Genomic DNA, 23118 nt, shown 5'->3' on the forward strand with positions numbered 1-23118 from the left:
TTCGGGTCCTTGGTCCGTGCGGGAGGAGCCCGATGCCTCCAGATGACCCGGGGCGGCGTGCCTAGCGTCGACGGGGAGCTGCATCACCAGGAGGAAGAGACCATGCGGATCCACGAGATCATGTCCAGTCCTGCGGTCACCGTCGCGCCGCAGCTGCCGGTGAAGGACGCCGCTGCCGTGCTCGACACCCACGGGTTCACGTGTCTTCCCGTGGTCACGGGGGACGGCCGGTTGGTCGGCGTGGTCGGTGAGAAGGAGCTCGTGGCCGACCGCTTCCCGCCGGACCCGCGCCTCCCCCTCGCCGAGCGCGTGACCCGGAGTCCCGGCAGGCTCGTGGCGGACGTGATGGACCGGGACGTGCTCCTCGCCCATCCACAGGAGAGCGTGGCGGACCTTCTGACCGTGATGCGCTCGGCGGAGACCAGGTCGCTCCCCGTGGTGGAGGACGACGAGGTGGTCGGGATGGTGACCTATCGGGACCTCGTGCATGCCCTCGCCCGTGACGACGCTCTGGTCGAGGCCGATGTCCGGCGCCGGCTCAACCTGTACGGAGGGGTCGGGCGATGGATGGTGAGCGTGCGGGACGGCGAGGTGACCCTCCGCGACGACCGCGACGACCCCGTCGAGCGGACCACCGCCGTCCGGCTGGCCGAAGCGGTCATCGGGGTCACGGGATGCCAGGTGGTCGAGGCGACCTCATCGGCGACGTGGCCAGGCTGACCGAGCTGGTCGGCGGATCCGGCCGGCGAGGGGAGACTCGAGCTCGTCAGGGCGTCCGCCGGATCGTGCGGGGGCGCCGGCCGGAGCGAGGAGGAGACGCATGAGCACAGGGACCGGTTCGGAGCGCGGCGCCGTCGCCGTCGGGGTCGACGGGTCGCCGTCGTCGGTGCAGGCGTTGCGGTGGGCTCTCGGGCAGGCCCGGCTCACGGGCGCGGCCGTGCGTGCCGTCACCACCTGGGACTTCCCGGCCTCGTACGGGTGGGCCGTGTCCGTCGACGACGTCGACTGGGAGGGCACCGCGCGGACGGTGCTGGAACGCGCGGTCAAGGAGGCGGTCGGGGCCGACACCACCGTCCCGGTCGAGCAGGTCGTGGTGCGCGGACACCCGGCGCAGGTGCTGGTGGAGGTGGCGGCCGGAGCCGACCTGCTCGTGGTCGGGAGCAGGGGGCACGGCGGGTTCGCCGGCCTGCTGCTCGGCTCGGTCAGCCAGCACGTCGTGGCACACGCCTCGGGCCCCGTCGTCGTCGTACACGACGCGCCGGAGCCGACCGCCGGCTGACCGTACCGTCGCAGGCCGGTTCGGCTCCTCGCAGACGACGGCGGCCCCGCGAGGCGTGTTCGAGAGGGACCTGAGGCCCCCGCACTAAGGTCGCCGGACATGTACTCGACGCAGGTCTCCCGCCACGTGAGGGCGCCTCGCTCCGAGGTCTATCGGGCGCTCCTGGACGCGGACGCGATCGCGAGGTGGCGCGTCCCGACCGGGATGAGTAGCCAGGTCCACGACTTCGACGCCCGCGAAGGCGGCTCGTTCCGCGTGTCACTCACCTACGACGCACCGGGTGGAGCAGGCAAGTCGGACCCGGACACCGACACCTATCACGGGCACTTCGCCAAGCTGGTGCCGGATGAGCAGGTTGTCGAGGTGTTCGAGTTCGAGACCGCGGATCCGGCGCTCGGCGGGACCATGACCATGACCATGACGACCACCCTCCGCGATGCCGACGGCGGAACCGAGGTCACCATCGTGCACGAGGGGATCCCCGACAGCGTGCCCGCCGCCGACAACGAGACGGGCACGCGGATGGCGCTGGAGAAACTCGCAGAGCTCGTCGAGGAGAGGAAGGCTGCGCCTCGGGGGCGTTGACCTCGGCGTCGGACACTGCCGACGCCCTGAACCGTGGGGGGTGTGGGTGTCTCGCCCCCTCACCCCTTGCCGGGGTGCAGTCCTTGCACACCGGCGATGAGCAGGTCCAGCCCGCGCGAGAAGTAGGCGTCGTCGTCCGCGCAGGAGGCGAGCGCGTCGGCGGCGGCGACCACGTGCGGGTAGTCGTGCGGCGCCAGCGAGAGCAGGGTGGCCCGCTGGGCGCGTACCGCGGCGTCGCGGACCTCGGGGTCGGGACCGTGTCCTGCGCCGGGTTCGGCGGTCACCAGTGTCACGACGGCGGCGACGAGGTAGCCGCCGACCTCGGCGGCCTCCTCGGTGCCGAACCCGGCCTCGTCGAGCAGGCCCAGTGCGCGCTCGGCGAGGGCGAGCCCTGCATGGCTGGAGAGGATCCGGGTGCGGGTCAGGGCGGCGACCGCCGGGTGCGGCCGTAGCGCCCCCATGAGCGCGGCGAGGGTCGCGCGCAACTGCTCGGCCCACCCTCCCTCCTGGGCGTCCGGCAGTCGCACCGATCGGAAGAGATGCTCCGCGAGGGCGTCGAGCAGCTCGTCCTTGTCGCGGAAATGCCAGTAGAGGGCCATCGGCGTGACGTCGAGGTCGGCGGCGAGGCGGCGGATGGTCAGGGCGTCGAGGCCCTCCGCGTCGGCCACTGCCAGTGCCCGGCCCACGACGACCTCGCGGTCCAGCCGTGCCCGGCGCCCGCTCCCCGCCCTGCTGCGTTCCACATCACGACTCTACGACGTACAAGTGACTGTACCTTGTACTTGTACACCGTATAGCGAAAGGATCGCCATGCCCGACCAGACCAGCACCCCGGCGCCCCCGGCTCTCTCCACCGAGCTCCGGCTGGGCAACGGGATCGTCCTGCGCAACCGGCTCGCGAAGGCCGCGACCAGCGAGCACCTGGCGGATCGCCACGGGGCACCCACCGCCCAGCTGATCGAGGCCTACCGGCGGCTCGCCGCTTCCGGGGCCGGCCTGCTGATCAGCGGGAACGTCATGGTCGACGGATCATCGCTCGAGGCTCGGCGCAACGTCGTGATCGAGGACGAGCGCCATCTGACCGCGCTGCGCCGATGGTCCGCCGCAACCGACGGAACCGATACCCGGTTCCTGCTGCAGCTGTCCCATCCCGGACGCCAGACCATGCGCGGGCTGTCCGTCGCGGGACGGCGCCAGGACGTCGTCGCGCCGTCCGCCGTTCCGCTGGCCGTCGGAGGACGGATGTTCCGCCCGCCGCGGGCATTGGCCGAGCCGGAGATCCTCGACGTGGTGGGGAGGTTCGCCACCGCCGCGCGCGTCGCTGCGGACGCCGGCTTCGCCGGGGTGGAGCTGCACGCTGCGCACGGCTACCTGATAAGCCAGTTCCTCTCGCCCTTGACCAACCGGCGCACAGACGGATGGGGCGGACCGCTCTCGAACCGGATGCGCTTCCTGCTCGAGATCGTCCGCGCCGTCCGTGCGCAGACCGCCGAGTCCTTCCTGGTCGCGGTCAAGCTGAACTCCGCGGACTTCCAGCGGGGCGGGTTCGACGCCGACGACGCGCGGAACGTCGCCGTCGCGCTCGAACAGGAGGGCGTACACATCATCGAGCTCTCCGGCGGCACCTACGAGAACGTCTCCGTGGTGGAAGCCCGCCGAGCGTCGACGACCTCCCGCGAGGCCTACTTCCTGGAGTACGCGGAGGAGCTCTCGCGCACGCTCACCGTGCCGCTCATGCTGAGCGGCGGCTTCCGCACCCGCAGCGGCATGACCGCCGCGCTGGAGAGCGGCGCCGTCGACATCATCGGGCTGGCACGGCCCATCGCACACGAGCCCGACTTCCCCCGGCGCATTCTCGACGGGAGCACCGGAACGAGCCTGGCCCGGCCCCAGCGTGTCGGGGTGAAGATGGTCGACGACCTGTTGAACAGCGCGTGGCACCAGCAGCAGATCGCCCGCCTCGGCCGTGGCAAGCCCGTACGCCCGAACCGCAAGCCCGCTGTCGCCCTGGCCATCGCGATGCTGACCGAGCTTCGCGACGGCATGTCGGCGAGGTTCCCCCTGTCCTGATCCGTTCCCGGTCACCGGCTCGTCCTGGATGTGGCACATCCCGACACCTCAGGACTGCGGCGCACTCAGCCGGGGGAGACCACGATGCGCCACGGAGGGTCGGGCAGGCTGATGATGCGGACCTCGCCCGCGTCGTCGCCCGCATCCGCGTCGAGGATCATGAGCGATCCGGCGAGCGACCGTGCCGAGGTGGAGAGCACCACGCGGTCCTCGGGGTTGACCACGACCACGTCGACGGCCAGGTTGCCCAGCTCCCGGAGCACGAGCGTCTCGAACCGCGCCACCGGGACGTCCGCGCCCGCCACGCCGAGGAACTCGCCGTCGGCGACGACCGGGACGGTGAGAGTCAGCAGATACCGGTGCGTGCCGTGCACGTCGACGTAGGGACCGACGACGTGCCGGCGGCCCGTGCGACGCGGGACGACGAACCACTCGGCGGCGGCGTAGTCGTAGAAGCCGACGCTGTGCGGGTTGAGGTCGACCTCCAGCCGCACCGGGTGGTGCCGGTCCGGCTCGGACTGCCACCACTCCAGGTGCAGCGGCCGGTCGGCGAGCAGCCCCGGCGCGGTGATCACGCCCATGCCCACCGCGACCTCGCGTTCCCCCGTGAGCAGGTCCAGCAGCCGCCCGCGCATCGCCGTGATGTCCCGGTCGCACATCGGTTCGCCGCGCTCGCGCGCGGCCCGGTGGGCCGCCAGCAGGGTGTCGCGTACGGCCGTGACCGAGTGGAAGACCTGCTCGACGACGCCTTCGATCACCGTCGCCGCCTGCGCGGCGGGCCGCCCGTCGACAGGACCGTCGACGGGGCCGTCCACCGGCCTCGTCGCGTCCGGACGCCGCGTGCTCACGAGCCGGCCCCCGCCGCGGCGTGCGGCAGCACCGCCGTGTCGGCGCCGGGGCGCTGCTGTCCCCGGCGGGTCAGGTCGAGATGCACGTCGATCAGCCGCGCGGTGACCTCCCCGATGTGCGTCTCGGTGAGCTGCCGCGCGAGCGCGCCGTCCCGGCTCTCGATCGCGTCGACGACCTGGCGGTGGCTCGCGATCGTCGTGGCCAGTTCGGCGGCCGTGCGCGGGGTGCCCCACAGCAGCTGGCCCAGCTCGGCCTGCAGCTCGATCTCCTGCAGCGTGAGCCGGACGGACTGGGCGGCGGCGGCCACGTCGATGTAGTAGCGGCTCTCGATCCGGCGCTGCCGGGTGCCCTCGTCCACGGCCGCCAGCCGGTCGAGGATCTCGCGCAGCCGGGCGATCTCACTCGCGGTGGCCCGGTCGGCGGCGAGCCGTGCCGCGGTACCGCCGACCGCCGCGCGGATGTCGCCGAGCTCCCGCAGCTCGGTGCTGCCGATCTCCCGGAGCCGGCCGAGCGACAGTTCGGTGAGGGCGTCCTCCGAGGCGCGCACGAAGCTGCCCCCGCCCCGGCCGCGGCGCGTGTCGACGAGGCCGCGCCCCCGCAGATCCGCCAGCGCGTCACGCAGCGTCACCGTGGAGACGTTCAGCAGCGCGGCCAGGTGGGATTCGGACGGCAGCTGCTCGCCGTCGACGATGATGCCGAGCGCGATCGCGCTCCCGAGCCGCCGCGCCACCGCCTCGCTGCGGCCGGATCCGTCGTCGAGCGGCGCGAAGACCGCCCGCCGCGCATCACCGGACAGCAGCCGCATCAGCGCACCTCCCGGACCTTTCCCCGCGCTCCACCGAGTCTGGCATGCCCGCGCCGGGCAGCAGGGGGCCCGCCGCCCCTTGACCTTAGAAATGTGATCTCATAGGTTTCGCCATCGCAGTGTCCTACCTCACATCGTGGAGACCTCGTGACTCGTGCCGATCCCGATGCCGGCTCCGGCGGCGACGCGCTCACCCGCCCGTTCACCCCCGGGATGGCGTCCAACGACCCGGGCCTCGCCGAGCTCACCGAGACGGTCGCCGGGCGGGTCGACATCGAGATCGTGGACCGGGAGACGCGCGAGTTCGTCGAGGAGTGGCGCAACGCCTCGTACAACTGCTACTCGTCGGGGCACAAGTTCTGCCGCGAGGTCTGCCCGGTGATGCAGGTGACCCGCAACGAGTCCTGGACGCCCACCGCCTTCCACGCGAACGTCGTCGCGATGGAGCGCGGTGAGCTCGACGTGGCCGACGTCGCCGCGGACTACGTCAACTGCACCCAGTGCGGGGCGTGCGAGCTGCGCTGCCCCAACACGCTGTTCACCGGCGACTTCTACCGGTTCCGCACGCGCACCGTGGACGTCGTCAAGGCGGTGCGCGCGCTGGCGGTGGACAAGGGGGTCCACCAGCCTCAGTGGCAGAGCTGGAACGCGCGGACCGACGAGAGAACCCACGAGCCCGTGCTCGGGGAGGTCGCGGTCAGCCAGGACACCGTCCGCGACTGGGCCGAGGGCCTCGACATCCCGGTCGGCGGCGAGACCGTGCTGTTCGTCGACTGCGAGGCCGCGTTCTACCGCACGTCCGTACCCCGGGCGGTCGCGCAGATCCTGCAACGGGCCGGGTTCGAGTTCGGCCTGATGGGCGAGCAGTGGTGCTGTGGCGGCCCGGCCGCGGAGATGGGCTACGTCGAGCAGGCCAAGCGGTTCGCCCGGCACAACCTCGACAACTGGCGCTCCACCGGCACCCGGCGGGTGCTCGTGCTCGACCCGCACGACTACATCTCGTTCACCGAGGACTACCCGAAGTACTTCGGCGACGAGTTCGACATCGAGATCGTGCTGGTGGTGGAACTGCTCGCCGAACTGCTGCGCGACGGGCGGATCACGCCGTCGGTCCCGGTGGAACGCACGGTCACCTACCACGATCCGTGCCGGCTCAACAAGAGGAAGGGGATCTGGGAGGAGCCGCGCGAGATCCTGCGCGCGATCCCGGGACTCTCCTTCACCGACGTCGATCGCGTGACCCAATGGTCGTACTGCTCCGGCGGGGGTGGGGGCCTGCCGGTGGAGAAGCCCGACCTGACGGCCGCGATCAGCGCACGGCGTGTCGACGCCGCGGCAACGCTCGGCGTCGACACGCTGGTGAGCGCCTGTCCCTGGTCGGAGCGCCCGCTCTCGGCTGCCGGGGACGCCCGCGACATCGATGTCGTGGACATCCACGAGCTGCTCGCCGAGTCGCTCGGCATCACCGTCGGCGGCAGCCGCGGCGAGGTCGGCGACCGGCGCTCGGCCGGCGGGTGCGGCGGCGGGAGCTGCGGTGGCGGCGGGGGGTGCGGATCGTGACCATCACCCCGGAGCGCCTGTCCACCGAACAGGTCGACCGCGTCGTCGAGCGGCTGCGCACCGTGCTGCGCGACGAGCAGATCCTCACGTCCAAGACCGACCGCTACAACCGCGCCCGCGTGCCGGCTCCCTTCCCCGTGCACCGGTGGGCGGAGCGGGTGCCCGACCTGGCCGTCCTGCCGACGTCCACCGACGAGGTGGCGGCGGTCGTCCGGATCGCCAACGAGCTCAGGGTCCCGATCGTGCCGCGTGACGGCGGCACCGGCCTGACCGACGGGGCCGTCCCGCTGCGCGGCGGCATCGTCGTCGACGTCAAGCGGATGAACGAGATCCACGAGCTGGACCTGGAGAACCGCACGGTCACCGTCGGCACGGGCATCAACATGCTCAAGCTCAACGAGCAGCTGGCCCGCCACGGCCTCATCTACCCCGACGACCCGGCGTCGTACCCCTGCTCGCTGGTCGGCGGCCGGATCGGCACGTCGGGCTGGTCGCTCATCGGCGCCCGCTACGGGCACACCCGCGACCTGGTGCTCTCCTTCGACCACGTCCTGCCCACCGGGGAGGTCATCCACGTCGGCGACGGCATCGGCGGCAAGATCTCCAAGTCCTCCAGCGGCTACCAGCTCAAGCACCTGTTCATGGGGCATCAGGGCACGCTGGGCATCGCCACGAAGGCCACCCTCAAGCTCTACCCGCAGCCCGAGGCGGAGCTCTCGCCGTTCTGGGCGTTCGACAACTACGACGACGCCTACCGGTGCGTGGGGGCGCTGGCCCGGGCGGGGGTCGCCACGTTCGCCGGCGCGGTGCTCTTCGACGAGTGGAAGGTCGCCTACCTGCGCCGCGACGACGAGGCGTACATCCCGCAGCCCGCCGACGTCCGGGCGCTGGTGTGCGCGGTGATGTACGGCTACGAGGACGAGGTGCGGCCCGCGGGACGGCGGCTCTTCCGGATCGCGAAGGAGCACGGGGCGCGCTACCTCGGCGACGAGATCTCCGAGGGGGACTGGGCCGCGCGCCACGACCGGTACGCCACCCCGCTGCACGGGCGGACCAAGGCCGGCCAGGTGGTGCCGATGAGCTGGCACTGCGAGGACGCCGCCGTCAGCTACACGCGGGTGCCCGCCGTCACGAAGGCCTGGCACGAGATCGTGGCCGGCCTCCGGCGCAGGACCGACGTGTTCGACGACTGGGGGATGTTCGCCTACACCTCGGCCGACACGGGGGTGGACTACCTGACGGAGATCGACATCGGGATCTGGGAGCAGCAGCTCGGCGACGAGGCGTGGGAGCTGTGGGTGCAGGCGAAGCGGGACATCGCCGCGGCCGCGCTGCGCCACGGCGGGTCGATCAGCGCCTGCCACGGCTCGTGCCGGGAGGGGGAGGTCGACCTGGTGCCGCAGGAGCTGGGCCGCGGCTTCGAGGTGATGCTCGACGTCAAGCGCACCCTCGACCCCAACAACATCATGAACCCGGGCAAGTACCTGCTGGACCTCGCGTACGAGCCCGGTGCCGCCACTGCGCTCGCCGCACTGAGAGGAGGGTCAGGATGAATCGGACGAACGGTTACCGCTACGGTGAGCAACACACCCCACCCGCCCCGCAACGAGTGAGTGATGTCGCGCTTACCACTTTCGAGCACGTGTACGAGGTCGACCCTCGGCTCATGGAGCGGTGGGTGCTGCAGCAGACGTTCCCCAACTGGGACTCGCTGCGGATCATGAATGCCCGCCACGACCACCTCGACTGGATGCACCGACACTTCGCAGAGAAGGTCCTCACCGGATCGGAACTTCTCGCCGAGGTCGACGCCGCCGACAGCTCCCCTGATTCCTGACCAACCCCACCAGGAGTTCATCGTGAAGTTCAGCTACGTGATGCTGCCCGACTATCCCCTCACCGAGTCGCTGGCATCGATCCAGCTGGCCGACGAGCTCGGCTTCCACGCCGTCTACGCCGCGGACGAGACGTGGCACAAGGACCTGTGGCTGCTGTTCGCCGCGGCCGCCGACAAGACCACGAACATCCGCATGGGCCCGAGCGTCTCGGCCGTCGTGCTGCGTGAGCCCACCCTCATCGCGCAGGCCGCCGCCACCCTCGACGAGCTCACCGGTGGTCGCGCGGAGGTCGTGCTGTCCTCGGGCAACTTCGGCCTGCTCGCCCAGTACGGCATGGACTGGACCACCCAGAAGCCGCTGTCGCGGGTGAAGGAGGGTGTCCAGGTCATCCGGACCCTGCTGGACGACGGCGCGATCACGTTCGACGGTGAGTTCTTCACGTACAAGGGCCTGTTCAGCTTCGCCCGCCCGGTCCAGGACCACCTGCCGGTCAAGATGGGCGCGATGCGCGGCCCGAAGTCGTTCCAGGTCGCTGCCGAGTTCTCCGACGGCTGCCACCACGCCCTGAGCTACACCAAGGGTGCGTACGACTACATGTACGAGAACATGAAGATCGGTGCCGACCGGGCGGGCAAGAACGTCGACGACCTCGACATCGGCGCCTGGGTCGTGTTCTCCACCGGCGAGGACTCGGCGGTCGCCAAGGACGCCGCCCGGTCCATGGTCGGCCTGTACGCCTCGGCCATGCCGAACGAGCAGCTCGAGCGCAACGGCGTGTCCCCCGAGTCGATGAAGCCGATCATCGACGCGCTGGGCGCGGGTGACCTCGCCGGGTCGATCGACGCCACCACCCCGGAGATCGGCGAGACCCTCTCGATCGCCGGCACGCCCGAGGAGTGCGTGGCGAAGCTCAAGGAGATCGAGGCCGCCGGCGTCAACCACATGATCCTCGCGATCACCGACGCCACCCTGGTCAAGACCTTCATGGGCCGCGACATCGAGGGTGTCGCCGACGTGGACACCCAGCTGCGGCTGATCCACGACCGGATCATGCCCGAGTTCTCCTGACCCACGGCTCGATGGGCGGCATCCCTTCCCGGGATGCCGCCCATCGGCGTCTCCCGGCTACACACCGACGGTCATCTCGTCGCGGCGAGATCGACGGGGGAGTGGTGGGGGAGCGGCCGCGGCCACGCTGACGTCGATGTCGGGGCCGCTCCGAGTCCGCGGCGAGCTGGTCACATTCCGTTCGAGCGACGTGCGCAGCGGGAAGCGGACAGGACGTGAAGACCTGCGCGCATGATCCCCGGGCACATCGCGGCGGTGTCCGGTGCTGAGCATCGCGCTGGCCGTCCTCGCGGCGGTCGGCAACGCCGTCGCGTCCGTGCTGCAACGCCGGGCCGGCGCCGATCAGCCGGAGGAGCAGGGCGGTCCGATCACCCTGCTCTGGCGGCTCGCCCACCGCCCCGACTGGCTCGGTGGCATCGCCGCCCTCATCGCCGGGTTCCTGTGTCAGGCCGCGGCGCTCGCGACCGGGCCCATCGCGCTGGTCCAACCGATCCTGGTGCTGGAGCTGGCGTTCACCCTCGTCCTGGCCCAGGCGGTGTTCCGATCGTCGCTCCACCTCCGCGAATGGGGGGCGATCGCCGGGATGTCCGCCGGACTCGCCGCCCTCCTCTACGCCCTCCAGCCCAGCGGCGGCGACCCGGCACACGCCTCCGCCATCGCCTGGATCCTGGGCGTCGCGGCCGCGCTCGCGCTGAGCGTCGTGTTCGCCGTCGTCGGATACCGGTCCGCCCACAGCCGCCGTGCCGCGTTCCTCGGGCTCGCCACGGGCGTCGGGTTCGGGCTCACCGCCGTGCTGCTCGCCGGGATCAGCGCGATCTACGCCCTGTCCGGCGCCGGAGGTGTGCTCGCTGCGCCTCAGACCTACCTGTTGGTCGTGCTCGGCCCCGTCTTCTTCTTCCTGCTGCAGAAGAGCCTGCAGGCGGGCAGCCTCGTCGCTGCGCAGCCGGCGCTGACCCTGTCCAACCCGGTGATCGCCATCGTGTTCGGGATCGTCGTGTTCGGGGAGCAGGTCCACACCGGCGGTTGGGTCGCCCTGTCCGTCGTCGGGGCCGCCGCCATCGCCGCCTGCACCGTGGCGCTGACCCGCTCTCCGCTCCTGCAGGACGGTGAGAGCTCCGGGTCCGACGTCGCCGCGGGCGACGCCTCCCGGTGTTCCCCGTGATCCGGAGGTGGACTGTGCGCGGGGGCGCGGAGCCGGTACGGCAGAATGCCGGGCAGGGACGACGTCGAGAGCGCGCCTGCACAGTCGGATCACGGCCGGTGTCGGTTGTTGTGCCGCTCCCCACGGAGTTCCGGAACGGTGATCACCGCAGGTTCTGTGTAGTTCTGCCATGGCTGCAGTTATTCGTGGTGCGGACGCCGGAACCTGTCGAGGCGGTTGCTCGTTGTTTCGTCGCGGGGTGGGGCAGCGTTCGCGCATACCCTTCGTCCGGATTTGCGTGACCAACTTCATTCAGTGCACGGCCGGTCCGCGCGAGCGAATCCGGCTTCGGGACCGGTGTGTTTTTCCGCGGCCCGCCCGACCGGAGGGTGACGCGCCGGTCCCGCGGATCATGGACGTCACCTCGGCATCCTCCCTCCGCCACCGTGATCGCCGGTGGGAGGTGGTCGAGTTCGCGTGCCCGGCGGGTCGTGTGCACCACCTGTAGCTATGCCAACTTGACGTTGTCGTTGTTTTCTGGAGAGTATCGGCGCGTCTGGACAGAACTCACCGAACGGAAGTGACTGTGGCGCAGCACGTTGAAACCCGGCTCGTCGACGACCTGGATGGATCGGAAGCCGAGGAGACGGTGACATTCTCTCTCGCCGGGCGCCAGTACGAGATCGACCTGTCGGGCAAGAACGCGGCCCGGCTGCGGGAGTCGCTGGCGTCCTTCGTCGCCGCAGCCCGGCGCAGTGGCAGCCGTCCGCCCTCGGCGCCCGTCCGCTCCGCGCGCCCCGTTGCGAACGATCGTGAGCACACCGCCGCCGTTCGGGAGTGGGCTCGGGAGAACGGCCACCAGGTCTCCGACCGTGGACGCATCCCGAACTCCGTGCTCGAGGCCTACGAGCGCCGGGACTCGGCGCCTGCCGCCCCGGTCGAGGCGCAAGCGCCTGCCGCCCCGGTCGAGGAGGCGCCGGCCAAGCGGCGGAAGGCGGCGCCGCCGGTGGCCAACCCGTTCGCGCTCAACTAGTGCGGCGGTGGTCGAGGGCCGGGTTCCGCCGGGCCCTCGACCGGAGACGCCGTGCCGCAGATCAGACCGGTTCGGCGAGGTCGTCGACGATCCGGTCGATCTCGGAGCGTGCGTAGGCGGCGAGGCGGCGCTGGTCGGCCTCGGCGTCGGGATCGGCTTCCTCGAGGTCCCCGATCACCACGATGTTCTCGTCGTTGAGGGTGGTCGCCGGAGCGGTGTAGTTGAAGCTGCCGATGATGACGAGCCGGTCGTCGATCACCATGAGTTTGTGGTGGACCTTGCGGACCCCGTTGCCACGGACGTTGTGGAACAACTCGACTCCGGCGGCTTTCAGCGCGGCGGTGGCGGCCCACTTCTGGGCGCCCTGGCCGCGGTCGAGCACTCCGCGGAAGCGCCGGGTGGGGCCGACCAGGCGGACCATCGTGTCATCGATGCCGCTGGACCGGGCGAAGGTGAACATGGCGAACTCGACGCTGTGTTCCGCCTTCAGCATCTGCTTCATGATCTCCATCTCGGGCCCGTGCCGCGGCGCGAACAACGGCTTGATGCGGACGCTGCCGATCCGCATCTCCCGGGGCCGCGGCTCGTGGCGTTCGTGGAGGTCACCGAAGGTGCCCGAGCGCAGGCGCTCGAACTCGGCGAGGTACTGGTCGGTGATCTTCTTCCCGTGCAGGACGACGACGTGGTTGAGGTTGTTCCCCGCCTGCCCGCTGCCGGGGCCGTTGGTGCCCGTGTCGGTGCGGGTGAAGTTCGTCGATCCGGTCAGGACGGCCGCCGTGGGGGTGCCCGGATCCCGGACCACGAACTTCTGGTGGAAGATCTCCGGGTTCAGATCGGTGATCACGTCGATTCCGGCGCGCAGCAGCGCGGCGTAGATCGTGCGGTTCGCTTCGTTGTCACCTGCGCCCGTCCAGGGATCGGCAAGCGGTTTCTCCTCGGTGAGGTAGCTCGATTCGAGGATCACCTGCACACGGATCCTTGTCCCGCGGGCGGTCGCCGGGGTTCTGGGCCGTGCGGCCGCCGCGAGGAGGGCCTCGGCGATCGGGCGCGAGTCCAGTTCCTGCACCGCGACCAGTAACCGCTGCTGCGCACCGTCGATGAACGCGCGGATCACCGCGTCCAGGTCGTCGGGGGCGCCGAGTACCGATGGGCCCAAGTGCAGCTCGACGCCCCGTAGCGAGATTCCCACCGTGTCGTCCCCCCGGGCTGCGGAATCAGCGGGCCCAGTATGGGTGCGACGACTATCGGTAGATACCGCTGAACGAATCCCCCAGAAATGATCATCCGCACCGGCTGTGCATTTCCTGCGCTACGTCATGGCCTGCGCGACGCGGCGCTGCCCGATGATCCGGCCCCCCGAACGGCGCCACAGCACGACGCCCACGGTCGTCGCGGCCAGCGCCGGGACGACCCCGCAGAACGCCATGCCGACGCGTGGCCCGAACTCCGTGGTGACCCAGCCGACCACCGGAGCGCCCAACGGTGTTCCCCCCATGAACACGAGCATGTAGAGGCCCATCACGCGGCCACGCACCGCCGGGTCCACCCAGGACTGCACCGACGAGTTGGCCATCGCCTGGAAGGCGACGTTGACCAGGCCCATCGCGATGAGCGCCCCCAGGAACATCACGAGGCCGGGGGCCAGCGCCGCGCCGACCTGAGCGAGGCCGAACGCCACTGCCGCCACGACCAGCGTGCGCAGCCGGGTGCTGGTCCGGCCGCCCGCGAACAGCGCGCCCGAGACCGAGCCGACGGCGAGCATGACGTTGAACAACCCGTAGAGGTCGGCGCCCCCGTGGAACGTCGAGTCGGCCATCCCGGTGAGGACCACGGGGAAGTTCAGCCCGAAGGTGCCGATCACGCCGACGAGGAAGATCGTCCAGCCGACGTGCGGCCGTCCGCGCACGTACCGCAGGGCCGAGCGGAGCTGGCCCTTGGCGCGCTGCACGGCGGGAGCGGGCACGAGCTCGGCCGAGCGGATCAGCATCAGCCCGATCAACGGGGCGAGGTAGGAGGCGGCGTTGGCGGCGAACGCCCACCCCGTGCCGACCGTGCCGATCAGCACCCCCGCGATGGCGGGGCCGAGCAGCCGGGTGGTCTGGAAGACGGCCGCATTGAGCGCGATCGCGTTGCGCACGTACCGCGTCGGCACGAGCTCGTTGACGAACACCTGCCGGGTCGGGTTGTCGACGACGATCACCAGGCCCTGGACCAGCGCGAACGCGTAGACGTACTCGACGCGGGCGTGGCCGGTGAGCGTGAGGACGGCGAGCGCCGCGCTGAGTGCCCCGTTCAGCGACTGGGTGATCATGAGGATCGCCCGCTTCGGGTAGCGGTCGGCGATCATCCCGCCGTGGATCCCGAGCAGGAGCATCGGCAGGAACTGCAGTGCCATCGTGATGCCGACGGCCGCGGAGCTGCCCGTCAGCTCGAGGACCAGCCAGTCGAGCGCGATGCTCTGCATCCACGTGCCCGTGCTCGCCACACCCTGGGCGGCGAGGTAGATCCGGAAGTTGTGCACCCCGAGGGCGGCGAAGGTGCCCCCGCGGCGCGTCGTAGCGGTTTCACTTGCAGCTATGTCGGCCGTAGCCGTTGTCACAGAAAGCCCTTCGTAGCGGCGAGAAGATCTCTACCCCACTCTGCAAGCCGGACGAGATATTCTGAACACCGATCAACCGACTAACTGCTATTGCGGAGGGCTATGACCGTCACCTACGACCCGGTCCAGCTCCAGACCTTCCTCGCCGTCGCCCAGACCCGCAGCTTCACCCAGGCCGCGGCCCGCCTCGGCATCCGCCAGCCCACGGTCAGCCAGCACGTCCGCAAGCTCGAGGAGGCCACCGGCCGCGTCCTCGTGCACCGGGACACCCACACCGTCACGATCACCCCGGACGGCGAGGCCATGATCGGCTTCGCCCGGTCGATCCTCGCCGCGCACGAGCAGGCCGCAGGCTACTTCAGCGGCGAGCGCCCCCACGGCCGCCTGCGCATCGGCATGTCCGACGACCTCGCGCTCACCCGGCTGCCGCAGATCCTGCGCGACTTCCGCCGCGACCACCCGCTCGTCGACCTCGACCTCACCGTCGACCAGAGCGGCACCCTGCACCGCCGGCTCGAGAACGACCGGCTCGACCTGTTCGTGGGCAAGCGCCCGCGCGGTGAGCACCGCGGCCAGCTCGTGAAGCGCGACCGGATGGTGTGGGTGGGCAACCAGTCCACGCGGCTGGACTTCGGCAGGCCGCTCCCGCTCGCGGTCTACCCGACACCCAGCCTCAGCCGCACGGCGATGCAGAACGCACTGGAGCGCACCAACACCGCCTACCGCAGCGCGTGCATCTGCCGCGGTGTCAACGGGCTCATCGCCGCCGTGGCGGCGGGCATCGGCATCTCCGCGCTGGCGAGCAGCCTCGTCCCGGTGCAGCTCACCCCGCTGGGGCCCCAGCACCGGCTGCCCGAGCTGGGCTACATCGACCTCGTGCTGCTCACCAACCCCCGCACCGAGCAGCGCCCGGCCACGAAGGCGCTCGCCGCGGCCGTGCTCGCGAGCGGGCCCACCAGCCTGGCCACGGCCTGAGGTCAGGCGCGGTCCGCCGTCCCGATGGCCGACAGCGGGGGAGCGGCGCCTGCGGGGGCGCCCAGCAGGACGCGCACGACGTCAGGGAGCTGCGCGGGATCCGGGCCGCGCCACGCGACGACGTGGTCGGGTCGGAGCAGCAGGGCGCAGCCCGCCGGGAGGAACCCGGCCTCGACCCGGTGCACGGGTAGCGGCACCGGCGAGTCCGCGGCGCAGCGCTCCCACGGCGCCGGATCGCCACCGACGACGAGGGCCCACCCGGGGCCGGCCAGGTCGAGCGTCGAGCGGGTGCGGGTGGCGTCGAGCCACCGGTGCGGCACCCGGGTGCCGACGCGCCCCGCGGGCTCGAACACGTGGACGGGCTCGATCTCGCCGCCCTGGTCCGGTCCTCCGACGAGCGCTCCCGACGGGTACTGGAAACCACCGGCGGCCAGCACGTACGGGTGCGCGAGAGCGTCGTCGGGAGCGGCCGAGCGCAGGTCCGTGGAGCGTCGGCTCGACTGGTCGGCCGCGAACCACCCGGCGGGGCGCCGCTCGGCGTCGTAGCTGTCGAGGAGTGCGGGCGCCGCGGTGCCCGCGAGGACCGCCGCGATCTTCCACCCCAGGTTGTGCACGTCGGCGATGCCGGTGTTGGCCCCGCTCGCCGCGAACGGGGGCATGACGTGCGCGGCGTCCCCCGCCAGGTGCACGGGGCCTGCGGAGTAGCGGTCGGCGACGAGCATCTCGGGCTGCCAGGCCAGCACGCTGAGCACGTCGAGATCGGGAGCGGCCACACCGAGCGCGGCGCGCAGCAGCGCGGGCCAGTCCCTGTCGGTCTCACCGCCCGCTGCCATGAACACCCACCGCGCGCGTCCGTCCACGGACGCGAGGGCGCCGGGGGCGTCCGGATGCTCGATCTGGCAGAGGTTGAACTCCCGGCCTCGCACGACGTCGGCGAGATCGGCACGGAAGTAGACGTTCACCCCCGGGCCGCCGATCGCACCGCGGCCCGAGCGGCCGATGCCGAGCGCGGTGCGCACGGGGCTTCGCGCGCCGTCGGCCGCGACGAGGAGCGGGACCTGCAGCCGTTCGTGCCGGTCGCTCGCCAGGTCGTGGAGCTCGGCCACCACGCCGTCCGCGCCGGAGGTGAACCCGGTCATGGCCGTGCGGAACCGGACGTCGGCGCCCGCGTCGAGCGCCGCGCGGCGGAGTACGGGTTCGAGAACGTCCTGGGCCACGAGGCACGGCAGCTCGGGGCTCGGTTCGACGTCTTCCCCGGCCGGCCCCGATGGCTGCCACAGCGGCAGCTGCTCGGCCTCGGCGAGCGTCCGACCGGCGGCCATGTGGTAGTGCCCGGCGAGGTCACGAGCGGCGTCGTGCACCAGTTCGGCGGCCCCGAGCTCGCGGAAGACCTCCATCGTCCTGGTGTGGAACCGGCGCGCCTTCGGCTGCGGCGACGTGGTGGCGTGCCTCTCGACGAGTGTGACGTCGACGCCGTGGTGGCGCAGGAGGAGTGCAGCGGTCAGCCCGACCAGCCCGCCGCCGACGACGAGCACTCCGGCGCGGATGCGTGTACGTAGTACATTCACGGTGTACTTAGTACACGACGGCTATGCTCCTGGCAATGTCCTCGTCGACCGACCCACAGCCGGTGCCGGGCGGGCTGGTCTGGTTCGACGAGCCCCCACCTCCGCGCGCCACCGAGCAGCTCAGTCGCGAGAAGGTCGTGGCGGCGGCGATGGCGGTGGCGGACGCCGACGTGCGCGGCGAGGTCACCATGCGGGCGATCGCGGCCCGTCTCGGCGTGCGCAGCCCGATGGCCCTCTACCGCTACGTCGGCAGCAAGGACGGGCTGGTCGACCTGATGGTCGACGAGGTGTACGGCGAGATCCGCGTCCCGGCGTCCGGTGACTGGCGGGAGTGCCTGCGTGGGCTGGGCCTCTCGGCCTGGGAAGCCGTGCAGCGGCACCTCTGGTTCGCCCGGCTCGCGTTCAGCCGCCCGCCGCTCGGACCGCACGCGCTCGCCACGTACGACGCGGCGCTCGCCGGGCTCGCCGGGCTCCACCAGGGGCCGACCGTCCGCATGGGGTTCATCGACACCGTGCTCGGCCAGGCACTGGGGTCCGGGCTGGCCATGCTCGAGGAGCGCGCCATGCGCGAGCGCGTCGGCCTGCTCACCGAGGAGCAGCTCGCGGCCGCCGCCCGCCCCTACCTCGAGCGGATCACGGCGGAGGGCCGGTACCCGCACTTCATCGAGTGGGCCAACGATCCCCGGCGCTTCGACCCCCCGCCGCACTCGTTCGAGCAGGTACTGGAATGGCTGCTCGACGGCCTGGCCCGGCGCGTGGCCGACCGCACCTGACATAGGGTTCAGCGAGGCCGGACGGCGCGTGCAGGCGTTCCTGCGGGACGGTGAGGGAAGGGTGGCGCGGCCGGGCGGAGGTCCGTGACCGGCAGGCCGCGCCACCCCCCTCGCCGGTGAGCTTCTCGAACCCGCCCCGCTACGGCACGAGTACCGGCTGGTCCACGGCCCACAGCCACGAACCGTCCGGCTGGCGACGGGCGATCTCGACGGTGACCTCACCGGTGGTCAGCGTGCACATCGTGAGTGCCAGGTCGCCGCTCACCAGCGCCGGATGCTGCCGACCCGGCGCGAGCACCGGCGCGGCCGCCACGAACTGCTCGTACACCTTGCGGATCTCCGCATGCCCGGTCGCGAGGTTTCCCGGCGGGAACGCCAGCACGGCGTTCGGCTCGTACAAGGCCACCAGCCCGTCGACGTCGCCCGCGTTGCCGCGCTCGATGAAGAATCTGCCCAGGTCGTTCGGTTCGGTGGCAGCTGTCTGGTTCGTCATGCCGATGAGCCTCCCGGTAAATCACGACATCCCGTGTCGTGTATCTCGTAGGCTTCTCGCATGCGCGCGGACCGGTTGGTGGCGCTGGTGCTGCTGCTGCGCCGGCACGGCCGGGTGTCCGCGACCACGCTGGCCCGCGAGCTGGAGGTGTCCACCCGCACTGTGCTGCGCGACATCGACGCGCTGTCCGCTGCCGGGGTCCCGGTCTATGCCGAACGCGGCCGGCGCGGCGGTTTCGCACTGCTGCCCGGCTTCCGGACCGAGCTCACCGGGCTGAACCACGACGAGGCACTCGCCCTGCTGGTCGCCGGATCGCGCCGCGGCGCGCAGGCGTTCGGCCTCGGCTCGGCGCTCGCGTCGGCCATGCGCAAGGTGGTCGACGCGCTGCCCGAGAGCTATCGGGCCACCGCGGCGGGCGCAGCCCGACGACTGCTCATCGACCCGGAGACCGACCTCCTCGCACGTCGGCTGGTCCCCGAGGAGGTGCCCGACGCCGTGGTGACCGAGGTCCGGCGCGCGGTGTTCGCCGGACACAAGCTGCGCATCCACTACGCGGCCGTGGACCAGGCGCCGAAGTGGCGCACGGTGGACCCGATCGGCCTGGTCACCGTGCGCGACCAGGTCTACCTGCTGGCCGCGCGGTCCGGCGCGGACCGCACCTACCGGCTGTCGCGGGTCCTGGCCGCCGAGGAGCTCGCCGAACCGGCAGAGCGACCGGAACTGGTGGATCTGGACCGGGCCTGGCAGGAGCGCAGCACGCGGTTCCGGACCGGCGGCGACCAGGTCACCGTGCTGCTGCGGGTGAACGCCGCACGGCGGGAGGAACTGCTGCGCACCGCGCTGGCCGTCCACGCCGAGGAACCCGACGGGGACGGCTGGCTGCGGCTGGAGGTGACCTTCAGCGATCCGCGACACGCCGAATGGGCCCTGTGGCAGCTCGCCACGAGCGCGGAGGCCCTGGCCCCGCAGTGGTTGCGCACCGCACTGCGCAACCGCGCCGCCGCGATCGCCACCTGCTACGGAGTGCGTCCCGAGAGCTGACGGACGGGGGCGGGATGATCGGCAGCGCACGTCAGCACCGGCCGACCTCTAAGGAGACGCACGGATGAGCGAGCTTGCGAGCGAGTCAGTGTCACAGCGCCTTCGCGAAGCGCCGCTCGAGCGCAGCGAGGGCGAGCGATGAGCGAGCTTGCGAGCGAGTCAGTGTCACAGCGCCTTCGCGAAGCGCCGCTCGAGCGCAGCGAGGGCGAACGATGAGCGGCAGGACGTTCGCCGACGGGTGCGGCAACCCGGTTCTGGCCGAGGGGCTGCACGGCTGGGGCAGCCTGGACGGCGCGGTGCTCGCGCGGACCGCGATCGGTGACCACGCGGCGGCCCGGCACGCCGCGCGGTCGGTCGCCGTCGCGCCCGTGACCGGCTGGTACCTGCCGGAGCTGGCGGTGCGCGCGGGGGAGCGGTGGGCCGTCGGCATCGACGTCCGGGTGGACGCCGGCGGCGCGGCCCGGGTGGAGATGGACTGGTACGACGCCTCCGGGCAGTTCCTCTCCTCCACGTCCGGGGGAGAGATGCGCCTCGGCGCGGGTGCGGTGTGGACGCACGTCTCCGCCGTGTTCACCGCGCCGGCCGGGGCGGTGAACAGCCACCCGCTGCTCCGGATGCGCTCCGCCGCCGGTGGGGCGCACTGGTGGGCGACCGCCGCCACGTACCGGCCGCTCGCGCCGGCCGTACCGGCGGGCGGCGACGACGGTGTCCAGGCGGCGGTCGTGCACGGCTGGGGTCCCGTCGTCGACGGCGACGAGTTCGACTACACCGGCGCGCCCCGGGCGGATCGCTGGTCGACCTACGACGGCCCGGGGCACGCGGGCAACGGCCGCCGGACCCCCTCCGCGTTCTCCGTGGCGGGTGGTGTCCTGACCAACCACGGCGCCGCCGACGGCAGCACCGGTGGCATGGCGTTCCGATCCGGGCGGGGCAGCCGCCACTACCGCATGGAGGCCAGGATGCGCCTCTACAACGTGGGTGCGGCAGCGGGCCACCAGTACCACCCCGTGCTCCTGTGCTGGCCCGACAGCGAGCGGTGGCCCCACGGGGGAGAGGACGACTGGGCCGAGACCGACATCGGCTCCGGGCGGATGGAGGCGTTCATCCACTGGCCCGGGGACGACGGCAGCGCCCAGTCGTGCGCCGCGGAGCAGGTCGACATCACCAGGTGGCACAACTACGCCGTCGAGCGGGCCGCGGGCCACGTGGCGGGGTTCATCGACGGCGTCGAATGGTTCCGCTTCACCGACCGGCGGGTGCTCCGTATCCCGGGACCGATGCACCCCGTCGTCCAGCTGGACTGTTTCCACCGTCGCGCCGTGATGCAGCCCGCGAACCAGGACCTGCGGTGGTTCCGGATCTACGCGCCACCGCGCTGAGCTGCCGGCCGGACCATCGGAACGGGTGACCCACGCCATCTGAATATAAGAAAGGTACTAAGATCGGCCTACCATCCGACGCATGACAGAGACCGTGGCGCCTGTGCGGATCACCGAGGTGTCGGCGGGGTACTGGCGCGTGACCTTCGACAATCCACCGCTGAACCTGGTCGATGCCGCTCTGTTCACCGGGTTGCAGGAGGTGCTCGCGCGGATCGAGGCCAGCGACGACCTCCGCGTGGTGGTGTTCGAGAGCGCTGACGAGGACTACTTCCTCGCTCATTTCGACATGAGTGGCGAGGCCACCCCCGCGGTGCGGGCGGCCGGTCCCTCGGGTCTGCCGGGCGTACCTGATCTGGTCACCCGCCTGGCGAGGAGTCCCGTGGTGAGCATGGCCAAGATCCGTGGCCGGGTGCGGGGCCTCGGCAGCGAGTTCGTCCTCGCCTGCGACATGCGCTTCGCCAGCAGGGAGAGGGCGGTGCTCGGCCAGCCGGAGGTGGGTGCTGGCGTGACCCCGGGCGGTGGCGGCACGGAGTGGCTGCCCCGGCTGGTCGGCCGGGGCCGGGCGCTGGAGATCATCCTCGGCGCCGACGACTTCGACGCCGAGACCGCCGAGCGCTACGGCTACGTCAACCGGGCCGTGCCGGACGTCGAGCTGGACGCGTTCGTCGACAACCTCGCCCGCCGGATCGCCTCGTTCGGCCGCAAGCCGCTGGCACTGGCGAAGTCGCTGGTCAACCGGGGCTCCATCCCGCCGGACGAGGAGCTGGTCGAGGGCGGGACGGCGTTCAACACCGCGCTCACCTGGCCGGAGACCCGCGAGCGGGTGGGCGACCTGCTCGGGCGCGGGCTGAACCGGCCCGGCGATGTCGAGCTCGATCTCGGTCGGCACGTCGGCCCCCGCTGAACCCGGCGGCCCGACGATCCGGGGGGGTGTCAGTCGGGCAGCAGCACCGAGCGGAGCGCGCGGCGCGGCGTCTCCACCAGGTCGAGGGCGCCGGTAGCGGGCCAGCCGATGCGGATGACGAGCTGCGGCTGCTCCGGGATCCCGAGGATGTCGGTCTGCACCCGCCGCCTGCTGCCGTCGATCTCGAGCGCCTGGCTCAGCGGTGTGGTGGCCAGCCCCTTCCGGGTGGCCGCGAGCAGGACGGCGCTGGTGGCCTCGCCGGCGCGCAGCCGGTCGAGGACGTCGTCGCCTGCGGTGGCCAGCACCAGGAGCTGGGCGGCGTCGTCCGGCGGGCCTCCCGGCCCGAGGGCCGCCTGGGCGAGCGTGGCCTGCCCGAAGCGGCGCAACCCCGTTGCCTTCACGAGACCCAGCGGCGGTGCCGCGACGTCGGCCGCGGGAACGCCGTCACGGGAGCCGGGGAGACGATGGGTCCACAGCCGCAGCTCGGCGGCATAGCCCGGTTCCCGGCACTGCTGCTGGGCGGCGTCGGTCAGCACCGCGACGAGGCGCTCGCGGACGTGCGGGTCGGTCACCGGCACCAGTACCGCCCCGGCGCCCCGCGCGTGCTCCTGCAACGACTCGATGTGCTTGCGCGCCACCTCGCGGTGGCTCATCCGCCGCCGCTCGGTGCGCCGCGCGGCGATCGCGGGGAAGAGCGAAGCGGCGGCCACGTCGGGCGTCCCCGTGCCGGGAGCACCCACGGTCACCGTGGCGAGATGGGTGCAGTCCTCCGGGTCGGGGAGTCTCCGGACGTCGGTGGCGAGGCCGCGGGCCGCGAGTGCCACCTGCAGGTGGTGCAGGGCGGCGCCACAGCTCAGGACGAGGTCGCGCCGGTCGGGATCGGTCACGTCCAGGTGGCGGTCCTCGTCGGCGTACAGCTCGACGGCGCCGGGACGGATCCGCCACCGCCACGGCTGGGTGTTGTGGACCGAGGGCGCGCGCAGGGCGTCCGTGACCGCCCCGGACAGATCGGCGTGGCTGGTCATCGCGGTCCTCCTGCAGCTCGGGCGTCCGGAGTCGAGCCTGCGCCTCCGCGCCCGCTCCGACGAGGGCCACACGGCTACCCGGGAACGGGACGTTCGACCTGATACGGACTTCGCAGACGCCACGAGCAGC

At 71.8% G+C, this 23118-nt stretch carries 22 protein-coding genes and 1 pseudogene; 15 read left to right on the forward strand and 8 right to left on the reverse strand.

Annotated features, from left to right (window positions below):
* Positions 1-102: 102 nt before the first annotated feature.
* From HF577_RS15765 to HF577_RS15775, 3 genes are all read left to right on the forward strand, one after another.
* Positions 103-720: a CBS domain-containing protein gene (locus HF577_RS15765; RefSeq protein ID WP_169396612.1), complete on the forward strand. Its 618-nt coding sequence runs from the start codon at positions 103-105 to the stop codon at positions 718-720.
* 100 nt (positions 721-820) lie between these two features.
* Complete coding sequence (locus tag HF577_RS15770; RefSeq protein WP_169396613.1) at positions 821-1279, forward strand: universal stress protein; 459 nt, start codon at positions 821-823, stop codon at positions 1277-1279.
* Between the two features lie 99 nt (positions 1280-1378).
* Positions 1379-1864: an SRPBCC domain-containing protein gene (locus HF577_RS15775; RefSeq protein WP_169396614.1), complete on the forward strand. Its 486-nt coding sequence runs from the start codon at positions 1379-1381 to the stop codon at positions 1862-1864.
* 59 nt (positions 1865-1923) lie between these two features.
* On the opposite strand, the gene HF577_RS38350 is transcribed toward HF577_RS15775, so the two are convergent.
* Complete coding sequence (locus HF577_RS38350) at positions 1924-2607, reverse strand: TetR/AcrR family transcriptional regulator C-terminal domain-containing protein (protein ID WP_169396615.1); 684 nt, start codon at positions 2605-2607, stop codon at positions 1924-1926.
* 67 nt (positions 2608-2674) lie between these two features.
* On the opposite strand from HF577_RS38350, the gene HF577_RS15785 reads away from it, so the two are divergent.
* Positions 2675-3934, forward strand: coding sequence for an NADH:flavin oxidoreductase/NADH oxidase family protein (locus tag HF577_RS15785; protein WP_169396616.1), 1260 nt, complete (start codon positions 2675-2677; stop codon positions 3932-3934).
* 65 nt (positions 3935-3999) lie between these two features.
* On the opposite strand, the gene HF577_RS15790 is transcribed toward HF577_RS15785, so the two are convergent.
* Both HF577_RS15790 and HF577_RS15795 read right to left on the reverse strand, forming a co-directional pair.
* Positions 4000-4749: a PDC sensor domain-containing protein gene (locus tag HF577_RS15790; RefSeq protein WP_169396617.1), complete on the reverse strand. Its 750-nt coding sequence runs from the start codon at positions 4747-4749 to the stop codon at positions 4000-4002.
* Between the two features lie 29 nt (positions 4750-4778).
* Positions 4779-5588, reverse strand: a complete 810-nt coding sequence (locus HF577_RS15795) for a FadR/GntR family transcriptional regulator (protein ID WP_211174344.1) — start codon at positions 5586-5588, stop codon at positions 4779-4781.
* A 147-nt stretch (positions 5589-5735) separates the two neighbouring features.
* Here HF577_RS15795 and HF577_RS15800 point away from each other — a divergent pair, with 147 nt between their 5' ends.
* The 6 genes and pseudogenes from HF577_RS15800 to HF577_RS15825 form a co-directional block, all read left to right on the forward strand.
* Complete coding sequence (locus HF577_RS15800; protein ID WP_211174345.1) at positions 5736-7148, forward strand: (Fe-S)-binding protein; 1413 nt, start codon at positions 5736-5738, stop codon at positions 7146-7148.
* Positions 7145-8701, forward strand: a complete 1557-nt coding sequence (locus HF577_RS15805; RefSeq protein WP_169396618.1) for an FAD-binding oxidoreductase — start codon at positions 7145-7147, stop codon at positions 8699-8701. Before HF577_RS15800 ends, HF577_RS15805 begins: the two co-directional genes overlap by 4 nt.
* Positions 8698-8985, forward strand: a complete 288-nt coding sequence (locus tag HF577_RS15810; protein ID WP_169396619.1) for a hypothetical protein — start codon at positions 8698-8700, stop codon at positions 8983-8985. The genes HF577_RS15805 and HF577_RS15810 overlap by 4 nt, the downstream gene beginning before the upstream one ends.
* 22 nt (positions 8986-9007) lie before the next feature.
* The gene (locus HF577_RS15815; protein WP_169396620.1) at positions 9008-10054 is read left to right on the forward strand and encodes an LLM class flavin-dependent oxidoreductase; all 1047 of its coding nucleotides are present in this window, start codon (positions 9008-9010) and stop codon (positions 10052-10054) included.
* 262 nt (positions 10055-10316) lie between these two features.
* Positions 10317-11216 carry a DMT family transporter gene (locus HF577_RS15820; protein ID WP_169396621.1) on the forward strand — a complete coding sequence of 300 codons (900 nt, stop codon included), beginning with the start codon at positions 10317-10319 and terminating at the stop codon, positions 11214-11216.
* Between the two features lie 565 nt (positions 11217-11781).
* Positions 11782-12114 (forward strand): annotated as a pseudogene (locus HF577_RS15825) (histone-like nucleoid-structuring protein Lsr2); the annotation flags it as partial.
* A 175-nt stretch (positions 12115-12289) separates the two neighbouring features.
* Here the strand turns inward: HF577_RS15825 and HF577_RS15830 are convergent.
* Together HF577_RS15830 and HF577_RS15835 are read right to left on the reverse strand one after the other, a co-directional pair.
* The gene (locus tag HF577_RS15830) at positions 12290-13417 is read right to left on the reverse strand and encodes a phospholipase D-like domain-containing protein (RefSeq protein WP_169396623.1); all 1128 of its coding nucleotides are present in this window, start codon (positions 13415-13417) and stop codon (positions 12290-12292) included.
* Positions 13418-13537: 120 nt separating this feature from the next.
* Positions 13538-14827 (reverse strand): MFS transporter, encoded by a 1290-nt coding sequence (locus tag HF577_RS15835; RefSeq protein WP_169396624.1) that lies wholly within the window; start codon positions 14825-14827, stop codon positions 13538-13540.
* Positions 14828-14929: 102 nt separating this feature from the next.
* Between HF577_RS15835 and HF577_RS15840 the strand changes: the two genes are divergently transcribed.
* Positions 14930-15802: a LysR family transcriptional regulator gene (locus tag HF577_RS15840; protein ID WP_169396625.1), complete on the forward strand. Its 873-nt coding sequence runs from the start codon at positions 14930-14932 to the stop codon at positions 15800-15802.
* 2 nt (positions 15803-15804) lie between these two features.
* Here the strand turns inward: HF577_RS15840 and HF577_RS15845 are convergent, their stop codons facing one another.
* Positions 15805-17370, reverse strand: coding sequence for an FAD-dependent monooxygenase (locus HF577_RS15845; protein ID WP_169396626.1), 1566 nt, complete (start codon positions 17368-17370; stop codon positions 15805-15807).
* A gap of 35 nt (positions 17371-17405) precedes the next feature.
* Between HF577_RS15845 and HF577_RS15850 the strand changes: the two genes are divergently transcribed.
* On the forward strand, positions 17406-18143 hold the full coding sequence (locus HF577_RS15850; RefSeq protein WP_211174346.1) for a TetR/AcrR family transcriptional regulator: 738 nt from the start codon (positions 17406-17408) through the stop codon (positions 18141-18143).
* Between the two features lie 139 nt (positions 18144-18282).
* Here the strand turns inward: HF577_RS15850 and HF577_RS15855 are convergent, their stop codons facing one another.
* Complete coding sequence (locus tag HF577_RS15855; RefSeq protein WP_169396628.1) at positions 18283-18636, reverse strand: YybH family protein; 354 nt, start codon at positions 18634-18636, stop codon at positions 18283-18285.
* A gap of 60 nt (positions 18637-18696) precedes the next feature.
* On the opposite strand from HF577_RS15855, the gene HF577_RS15860 reads away from it, so the two are divergent.
* The 3 genes from HF577_RS15860 to HF577_RS15870 all read left to right on the forward strand — a co-directional run bounded on the left by HF577_RS15860 (position 18697) and on the right by HF577_RS15870 (position 21963).
* On the forward strand, positions 18697-19677 hold the full coding sequence (locus HF577_RS15860) for a helix-turn-helix transcriptional regulator (RefSeq protein WP_169396629.1): 981 nt from the start codon (positions 18697-18699) through the stop codon (positions 19675-19677).
* 212 nt (positions 19678-19889) lie between these two features.
* Positions 19890-21056: a glycoside hydrolase family 16 protein gene (locus tag HF577_RS15865; RefSeq protein WP_169396630.1), complete on the forward strand. Its 1167-nt coding sequence runs from the start codon at positions 19890-19892 to the stop codon at positions 21054-21056.
* 82 nt (positions 21057-21138) lie between these two features.
* Positions 21139-21963, forward strand: coding sequence for an enoyl-CoA hydratase/isomerase family protein (locus HF577_RS15870; RefSeq protein ID WP_169396631.1), 825 nt, complete (start codon positions 21139-21141; stop codon positions 21961-21963).
* Positions 21964-21992: 29 nt separating this feature from the next.
* Here HF577_RS15870 and HF577_RS15875 read toward each other — a convergent pair whose 3' ends face one another.
* Positions 21993-22988, reverse strand: a complete 996-nt coding sequence (locus HF577_RS15875) for an Acg family FMN-binding oxidoreductase (RefSeq protein WP_169396632.1) — start codon at positions 22986-22988, stop codon at positions 21993-21995.
* Positions 22989-23118 lie beyond the last annotated feature (130 nt).

This window comes from Pseudonocardia xinjiangensis, from assembly GCF_012911925.1.
GTDB classification, from domain to species: Bacteria; Actinomycetota; Actinomycetes; order Mycobacteriales; family Pseudonocardiaceae; genus Pseudonocardia; species Pseudonocardia xinjiangensis.

Coding starts and splice junctions, on each gene's coding strand:
- HF577_RS15765 (WP_169396612.1), top strand. CDS start 103: ATGCGGATCCACGAGATCATGTCCAGTCCTGCGGTCACCGTCGCGCCG.
- HF577_RS15770 (WP_169396613.1), top strand. CDS start 821: ATGAGCACAGGGACCGGTTCGGAGCGCGGCGCCGTCGCCGTCGGGGTC.
- HF577_RS15775 (WP_169396614.1), top strand. CDS start 1,379: ATGTACTCGACGCAGGTCTCCCGCCACGTGAGGGCGCCTCGCTCCGAG.
- HF577_RS15785 (WP_169396616.1), top strand. CDS start 2,675: ATGCCCGACCAGACCAGCACCCCGGCGCCCCCGGCTCTCTCCACCGAG.
- HF577_RS15795 (WP_211174344.1), bottom strand. CDS start 5,588: ATGCGGCTGCTGTCCGGTGATGCGCGGCGGGCGGTCTTCGCGCCGCTC.
- HF577_RS15810 (WP_169396619.1), top strand. CDS start 8,698: ATGAATCGGACGAACGGTTACCGCTACGGTGAGCAACACACCCCACCC.
- HF577_RS15840 (WP_169396625.1), top strand. CDS start 14,930: ATGACCGTCACCTACGACCCGGTCCAGCTCCAGACCTTCCTCGCCGTC.
- HF577_RS15850 (WP_211174346.1), top strand. CDS start 17,406: ATGTCCTCGTCGACCGACCCACAGCCGGTGCCGGGCGGGCTGGTCTGG.
- HF577_RS15855 (WP_169396628.1), bottom strand. CDS start 18,636: ATGACGAACCAGACAGCTGCCACCGAACCGAACGACCTGGGCAGATTC.
- HF577_RS15860 (WP_169396629.1), top strand. CDS start 18,697: ATGCGCGCGGACCGGTTGGTGGCGCTGGTGCTGCTGCTGCGCCGGCAC.
- HF577_RS15865 (WP_169396630.1), top strand. CDS start 19,890: ATGAGCGGCAGGACGTTCGCCGACGGGTGCGGCAACCCGGTTCTGGCC.
- HF577_RS15870 (WP_169396631.1), top strand. CDS start 21,139: ATGACAGAGACCGTGGCGCCTGTGCGGATCACCGAGGTGTCGGCGGGG.
- HF577_RS15875 (WP_169396632.1), bottom strand. CDS start 22,988: ATGACCAGCCACGCCGATCTGTCCGGGGCGGTCACGGACGCCCTGCGC.